5 protein-coding genes are annotated in these 7,629 nt (G+C 71.2%); 2 read left to right on the top strand and 3 right to left on the bottom strand.

Features of this window, described 5'->3' with window-relative positions; all coding sequences use genetic code 11:
- The first annotated feature begins 164 nt into the window (after positions 1–164).
- A complete protein-coding gene (locus VI238_RS06785) occupies positions 165–1,373 on the top strand; it encodes a class I SAM-dependent rRNA methyltransferase (RefSeq protein ID WP_331649776.1) in 1,209 nt (402 codons plus the stop codon).
- Between the two features lie 123 nt (positions 1,374–1,496).
- Here VI238_RS06785 and VI238_RS06780 read toward each other — a convergent pair whose 3' ends face one another.
- The 3 genes from VI238_RS06780 to VI238_RS06770 all read right to left on the bottom strand — a co-directional run bounded on the left by VI238_RS06780 (position 1,497) and on the right by VI238_RS06770 (position 6,595).
- Complete coding sequence (locus VI238_RS06780; RefSeq protein ID WP_331649774.1) at positions 1,497–2,948, bottom strand: hypothetical protein; 1,452 nt, start codon at positions 2,946–2,948, stop codon at positions 1,497–1,499.
- 176 nt (positions 2,949–3,124) lie between these two features.
- Positions 3,125–5,974, bottom strand: coding sequence for a serine/threonine-protein kinase (locus VI238_RS06775; protein ID WP_331649772.1), 2,850 nt, complete (start codon positions 5,972–5,974; stop codon positions 3,125–3,127).
- A gap of 21 nt (positions 5,975–5,995) precedes the next feature.
- Positions 5,996–6,595, bottom strand: a complete 600-nt coding sequence (locus tag VI238_RS06770; protein WP_331649770.1) for an ECF-type sigma factor — start codon at positions 6,593–6,595, stop codon at positions 5,996–5,998.
- A 455-nt stretch (positions 6,596–7,050) separates the two neighbouring features.
- Here VI238_RS06770 and lgt point away from each other — a divergent pair.
- On the top strand, positions 7,051–7,629 hold a 579-nt coding region (lgt, locus tag VI238_RS06765), incomplete at its 3' end, for a prolipoprotein diacylglyceryl transferase (RefSeq protein ID WP_331649768.1).

The following is a 7,629-nucleotide window of genomic DNA, read 5'->3' as shown; positions in this document are numbered from 1 at the left end:
CCCGTCCATGCAGGCCTGTGCCGGCGCGTTGGCGAGTATCCGTTCTGGGACGCATCGTGGCTCGCGTGAGGTTGCGGCATCGCGTCGCGCGCAGTTGTGGCGCCGGGGCGGGCGCGCTACCGTGCGCCGTTCCGCGCCCCGCAGGCCCTGCCGTGTCCGACTCTATCGAATATCCCGCCCTCTACCTCAAGCGCGGCGAAGACGCGCGGCTGCGCGCCGGTCACCTGTGGGTGTTCTCGAACGAGGTGGACGTCGCGCGATCGCCGCTCGGCGATTTCGCGCCGGGCGACGTCGTCGCGATCGTCGACCATCGCGGCAAGGCGATCGGCATCGGCTACGTGAATCCGAATTCGCTGATCGCGGCGCGCCTCGTCGTGCGCGGGCTTGCGCACCCGTTCGACCGCTCGCTGATCGTGCACCGCCTGAACGTCGCGCTCGCGTTGCGCGAGCAGCTCTACGCCGAGCCGTACTACCGGCTCGTGTTCGGCGAAAGCGACGGCCTGCCGGGCCTGACGCTCGATCGCTTCGGCGACGTCGTCGTCGGCCAGATCACGACCGCAGGCATGGAGCGGCAGAAGGATGCGATCACCGACGCGGTCGTCAAGGTGCTCGCGCCGCGCCAGCTGTGGTGGAAGAACGACGCGGGCATCCGCGCGATGGAGCAGCTGCCGGAATATGCCGACCTCGGCTACGGCAACCATACCGATGAAGGCAGCGGCGGCGAGGTCGTCGCGCGGGAAGGCGGCCTCGAGTTCGGCATCGATCCGGTCGGCGGGCAGAAGACCGGCTGGTTCTACGACCAGCGCGAGAACCGCGACGCGCTCGCGCGTTTCGTGACCGGCAAGCGCGTACTCGACATGTTCAGCTACCTCGGCGGCTGGGGCATCCGCGCGGCCGCGTACGGCGCGCGCGAGGTCGACTGCGTCGACGCCTCCGCCCCCGCGGTCGAGGCGACGCGGCGGAACGTCGAGCGCAACGGGCTCGCCAACCGCGTGAACGCAGTGCGCGCCGACGCGTTCGAGCACCTCAAGGCCCTGCGCGAAGCGCGCGAGCGCTACGACGTCGTCATCCTCGACCCGCCCGCGTTCATCAAGCGCCGCAAGGACTTCAAGGAAGGCAGCCTCGCTTATCGCCGCCTCAACGAGCTCGGCATGCAGGTGCTCGCGCGCGACGGCATCCTCGTCACCTGTTCGTGCTCGCACCACATGCCGCGCCAGGCACTGGTCGACGGCGTGCAGCAGGGCGCGCGCCATCTCGATCGCCAGGTGCAGATGCTCATTTCCTTGCAGCAGGCGCCCGATCACCCCGTGCATCCGGCGATTCCCGAGACCGACTACCTCAAGGGTCACATCCTGCGCGTGCTGCCCGCATAGGGCGGAGCGCGCACGCAGCCGCTCCGGTGCGTGCGCACGGTCGATCCGGTCGCTTCCGCAGGGCGGCACGCCTGCATACGGCTCCGTCCGAGGGGCGTCCACCGTCGACGGCGCGCGCGGCGATCAGTACCCGTCGAGCCCGTCGATGAAGATCGCATCGCCCTCGAAGCGTGCGATCGCGAAGTCATAGTCGTCGAGCCCGCTGCCAGAATCGCGCTGCCAGAGCCGCGAACCAGTGAGGACGATGCGCCCGCGGTCGACCAGAAGCGCACCGCCCGTGTTGTCGGTCGGTTGCGCGTCGTCGTGGTGCTCGAACGCGACCGCCTTCACCCAGCTCGGGTTCACGCCGATCGTCGCGAAGCTCGTGTCCTCGCTGCCGTCGGCGAGGAAGCGACCGACCCAGAGCAGGCGATCGGGGTCGATGCCACCGGGCGCGCTCGCCGCCGAGCCCGAGACGAGGATGCGGTTGGTCGCGGAGTCGACCGTGAGGCCGCCGACGGCGAGATCCTCGAGCACGGTCGCGCGCGCATGGTTGCCTTCGTTGCCGAACGGCGACGACGGGAACGCGCCGTCGGGGTCGAGGCGCGCAAGGATCAGATCCGCTCCCGTGCTGTCGGCCGCCGTGCCAGCCATCACGAGGAACCCGTTGCGGTCGAATTTCAATGCGCGCACCTGCTCGTCGAAGCGGGTCGCGAGCTGGGTGAAGCTCAGCGTCCGCTTGCCCTGGAACGCCTCGCTGCCGCTGCAGCTCGCGACGTCGGGGCAGAACGTCGGGTCGAGCGCGCCGGTTCCGCTGCTCATCTTCGCGAACGCGAAGTCGTGGTGGGTGAACACGCTCGTGTAGGCGTAGCCGCCGACGTACAGCGACGATCCGGCGAGCAACAGGCAGTTCGCGCCGTCGTCGTCGCCGCCGGCATGGTTGCCGTCGAGGTCGAATGCGACCGTCTGGATGCCGTCACCGCCGCCGAATCCGTCGTCGGGCGTGGCGTCGGCCTCCTTCAGGCGCATCACGAAGAAGTCGTAATCGCCCGGATCGTTGCGCTGTGCGGAGCCGGCGAGGTAGATGTAGCCGGTCTCGCCGATCGCGATCGCATTGACGCGATCGTCGCCGTTGACGGCGTAGTCGACCGGCACGATGCGGCAGCCGTTCGGGCCGACTTGCGCGTCCGGCGTGCCGTCGGCGGCGTAGCGGCACACGAATGGATCGTTGTCGAGCGGATTCATCGCATGGCCGCCGACGACGATGCGCCCGGCGAAGTCGGTCGCTGCGACGGTTACGGTGGCATTGCCGGGCAGCGGGCGCGTGATGTAGCCGCCGCCGAAGCTCGTATCGACGCCGCCGTCCGGCAGCAGGCGAGAGAGGCCGACGTAGCCGTAGTCGGCGTAACCGACGACCGTGTAGCGACCGACCGCATCGACGAACGTGGCGACGGCGCGGTCGTACCGGCTCGTCGACAGGTCGAACGCGATCGTGCGCTTGCCGTCGCCGTCGAAGCGCAGGTCGAGATCGCCGTCGCGGGCGGCGCCGGCGCCGGCACCGAGCAGCAGCAAGGCGGCGATGATGTGACGATGCATGGAGAGGCTCCTCCGGTTCGGGGCGGTCCACGCGCGCGTGCACCGTGCACGCATCGCGACCGTCGCAACCCAGTTACGCAACGGCGCGGCGAAAGCGGCAATCGGCGCCCGGCGGATGTGCGGCGATCGAAGCGATGCGGTCGACGCGATCGACCGTCGCGAGGGAGTGGCGCCCGTCAGCGCGCGTCGCGCTGGCGCGCGAGCAGCGCGCGCGTCGCGACGGTTTCGGCGTCGTCGCGGCCGAGCTTGGCTTCCTGCACGGCGAGCGCGCGCTCGAGCAGCGGGCGCACGCGCGTGGCCGGCTCGCGCAGCGCTTCGCGCACGAGCGCGAGCTGCACGAGGCAGGTCGCCGTGCGCGGGCCGTCGGGATAGTCGTCGGCGTCGAAGGCGCTGAAGCACAGCTCCAGTTGTTCCCGCGCGCCGGCAAGATTGCCGCGTTCGCGCAGTACGCGGCCGAGCAGGGTCGTCGTCCATGGGTATCGTCGCACGTCGCCGTGGTTCGCTTCGGCCTGGAGCGCCACGTTCGCTCGCAGCAGCTGCTCGGCCTCGTCGAGGCGCTGCGTGCGCTCGAGCAGCAGCGCGAGCGTGTTGGCCGGCGACTCCTGCTTGCGCGGCGGATCGAGGCGTCGCGACATGTCGTATGCCTGGCGCAACAGCGGTTCGGCCGCTGCGGCATCGCCGGCTTCCAACAGCGATGCGCCGTAGCCGGTCAACGCCGATCGCGTATCCGCGTGCTCGTCGCCCAGCGCAGCGCGCCAGATGCGCCATGCTTCGCCGAACGCCTGCGCGGCTTCGGCGTGGCGATGGCGCGTGTAGAGGCTCACGCCATGGTTGTTGAGCGGGGTGGCGACCTCGGCGTGATCGGCGCCGAGCACCGCGCGTCGCGCCGCGATGTTGTGCTCGAACATCGCGTCCGATTCGTCGTATTCGGCCGAGTTGGCGAGCGCGAACGCGAGCTCGCCCTCGGTCGACAACGTGAGCGGATGGCGTTCGCCGTGCACGCGGCGGTGGAGCGCGTAAGCTTCGCGCAGGTGCGCGATCGCCTGTTGCGGCCGGGCGACCGCGGCTTCCGCCGCAGCGAGCTCGTGCAGGCGCGACGCGACGATCGGGTCGTCCGGATCGACGCGGCGCGAGAGCTCGAGCGCTTCCTCGTGCACGGCGACCGCCTCCTCGTTGCGCGTCTGCAGGCGGCGCAGGTTCCCGAGCGCCGCGAGCGCGTCGGCCCGGCTCGCGAGGTTCGCGTGCGCGTCGGCGCGCAACGCCGCGACGACCCGCCCGACCCGCTCGTCGGCCGCGTCGAGGCGGTCCGACTCCTCGTCGATGCGCGCGCGTTGCAGCTCGCCCTCGACGCGCAGCGGGTCGGTCGGCGCGCGCGCAGCGAGCAGGCGCAGGGCGGCATCGGCGCTGGCCGCGGCTGCGTCGTAGCGACTGTCCTCGAACTGCGCCTCGGCGAGCCGCAGCCATGCGCGCGCGAGCTCGTCGTCTTCGCGGTCGGGGCGCGCGAGCAGGGCGTCGCGCGCCTGTTCGAGCAGCCCGATGCTGCGTGCGTCGTCGCCGAGCGAGGTGTAGATCGCACCGAGATCGGACAGCAGTGCACCTCGCACGCCCGGCTGGTCGGCGAGCCCGGACTCGGCGCGGCGTGCGCCGAGGTCGAGCACTTCGCGCAACGGCACGTCGCGACCGCGCGCCTGGTCCGGGTCGATCGCGGCGAACAGGCTGGTGGTGAATTCGCGCACCGCGCGCGCGGTCTGGGCGTTGCGCGTCGCGATGCGTGCCTGCCACACCGTCGCGCCGATGCCGGCGACCGCGGTCGTGCAGAGCAGTGCGCCCGCCGCGAGGCCGAGGCGATGGCGCCGCGCGAACCGACCGATCCGGCGCCAGCGAGGCGTCGGTCGGCTCAAGAGCGGCCGGTGTTCGAGCCAGGCGCGCAGGTCCGCGGCGAGCGCATCGACGCTCGCATGGCGCTGCTCGGGTGCCTTCGCGAGTGCGATCGAGAGGATCTGCGCGAAGTCCGCGTCGAGCGCGGCGCGCAGACCGGCCGGCGTCGTGCCGCGTGCGGCCGCGAGTGCGCTCGCGTCGACACCCGCACGTTGCAGCGCGCGCGCGGGTCGCTCCGGCTCCTGCTCGAGCACGGCCTGCGCATACGCATGCCGGTTCGACACCGGAGGGGTGTACGGAAGCAGGCCGGTCGCGAGCTGGAACAGCATGACGCCGAGTGCGTAGACGTCGGTCGCGGTCGACACCGCCTCGCCGCGCACCTGCTCCGGCGCCGCGCAGGTCGGCGTCATGAGCAGCGCACCGCTCGCGGTCGCGCCCGCGTCGTCGTCCTCGAGCAGCTTGGCGATGCCGAAGTCGAGCAGCTTGACGCGACCGTCGCCGTCGACGAGCACGTTCGCGGGTTTGAGGTCGCGGTGCACGACGAGGTTGCGGTGCGCCCAACCGACGCCATCGAGCACGTCGAGGAACAGGCGCACGCGCGTCCGCAAGGGCAACGAGCGCCCGTCGCACCAGCGGTCGATCGGCTCCCCTTCGACGTACTCGAGCGCGAACCACGGGCGGCCGTCGGTGTCGACGCCGCCGTCGAGCACGCGCGCGATGCGGTCGTGCGCGAGGCGCGCGAGGATGCCGCGCTCGCGCCGGAAGCGCGCGCGGGCGTCGGCGCCATCGAGGCCGCCACGCATGCGCTTGAGTGCGACGCGCTGCTCGAAACCCGGCTCGTCGCGGCACGCGAGCCAGACGATGCCCATGCCGCCGCGGCCGAGCTCGCGCAGCACGCGGTAGGGGCCGATGCGCTCGGGGCGGTGGTCGACGTCGTCGATGCCGGCGGCGAACAGCGGCGCGCCCCAGGCCGCCGCGCCGCCGTCGAGCGGTGCGGACTGCGCATGCGCGGCGAGCAACGCCTCCACCTCCGCGCGCACCGCAGGCGGGACCGTGGTTTCGTCGCCGAGCAGGCGCGCGCGCGCGTCCGGCGCGGCGTCGAGGCAGGCGTCGAACAGCGCCTTCACGTGCTGCCAGTCGCGGTGCATGCGATTCCTTCGAGGTGCGTGCTAGCCGTTACGCAGTCCGGCGCCCGGACCGGCAATCGCCGTGTCGCCGAGGCCGAGTTCGCGCGCGAGCGCCGCGCGCGCGAGCGCCCAGTCGCTGCGCACGGTGCGCTCGGACAGGCCGAGTTCGGCGGCGATCTCGACGAACGTGAAGCCGCCGAAGAAGTGCCACTCGACGACCTTCGCCGCGCGCTCGTCGTGCGCGGCGAGGCGATCGAGTGCTTCGTCGACGCGCAGCAGCTCCTCCGCGCGCCGGTCGGCGACCTCGTGCGCGCCGTCGAGGCCCGTGTGCGCTTCGCGCCCGCCGCGCTTGTCGGCAAGCCGGCTGCGCGCCTGGTCGACGAGGATCTGCCGCATCGCGCGCGCGGCGAGGCTGAAGAAATGCGCGCGGCTCGCGAGTGCGCCCGCGTGGTGCGCGGCGAGCTTCGCATACGCTTCGTGGACGAGCGCGGTGGTATTGAGCGTCGCGCCGGGGTTTCGCCGCAGCTCGGCCGCCGCGATGCGTTTGAGGTCGGCGTAGATCTGCGCGAACGCGGCGTCGCGTGCGGAGGCATCGCCTCCCTGCGCGCGGTTGAGCAGCTCGGTGAGATCCGTGTGGGCCATCGCCTTCCCTCGCGAAGAGCCTAGCATGGGGTTCGCAGCGTCGTCAGCGCGTGCCGACGCGCACGCGCCCTGAAAAGGGATCAAACACCGGCATGGAACGGCGTCGAGGAAGCGATCGTCGAAGCGATCTTCGCCCCGCTGCCGCGACGCGGAACGACGCCGCATGCGTGCTCGGCCTATCGTGCCGGGTGTGCCGCCGGTCGGCGGTGGAGTCTTCCGTCAATCGAAACCGTCGTCGAAGCGCAGGTCGCCCGATAGCTGGAAATCGATTCCGGTGAGTTTTTCACCGGCGCCGGTGAGTGCGCGTACGACTCGGCGCGATCGCGCGTTCTCGTCCGCAATGCGACGAGCCGACGGATTCCCGCTTCCGTTTATCCCTGATTTCCTCGAATCGCAGCGGCACGCCCTGCCAATGGGCGCTGATCAAGGCGCTGATTCTCCGGGAAATGCGGGCCATGGACAACGAGCGGCAGTGGGCGGCAGGCGCCGAAGCGTGCACAATCGCGCCGATACCCGCGACGCCTGTATTCGTGAACCACTACTTCGTCGACATCGATCCCATCGCGTTCTCGCTCGGCCCGGTGCAGGTGCACTGGTACGGCATCATGTACCTCGTCGGCTTCGGCGCCGCCTGGTGGCTCGGCCAGCGCCGGCGCGCGGCGGGGCGCCTCCCGGTCACGCGCGACGAGTTCTCCGACCTTTGCTTCTACCTCATGCTCGGCGTGATCCTCGGTGGGCGCATCGGCTACATGGTGTTTTACAACACGCCCGAGTTGCTCGCGCATCCGCTCAGCCTCGTCCGCGTCTGGGAAGGCGGCATGTCGTTCCATGGCGGGTTGCTCGGCGTGCTCGTCGCGGGCTGGCTGTGGACGCGGCGGCGCGGCTTGAATTATTTCGACACGATCGATTTCGTCGCGCCGCTCGTGCCGATCGGCCTCGGCCTCGGCCGCCTCGGCAACTTCATCGGCGGGGAGCTCTGGGGGCGCCACACCGACGCCGCGTGGGGCATGATCTTCCCGCGCGCGCTCGATGCA

Source organism: Dokdonella sp. (genome assembly GCF_036518555.1).
Classification (GTDB): Bacteria; Pseudomonadota; Gammaproteobacteria; order Xanthomonadales; family Rhodanobacteraceae; genus Dokdonella_A.
The sequence above is the reverse complement of the archived record's forward strand: the minus strand, read 5'-3'. Positions and strand labels throughout refer to the sequence as shown.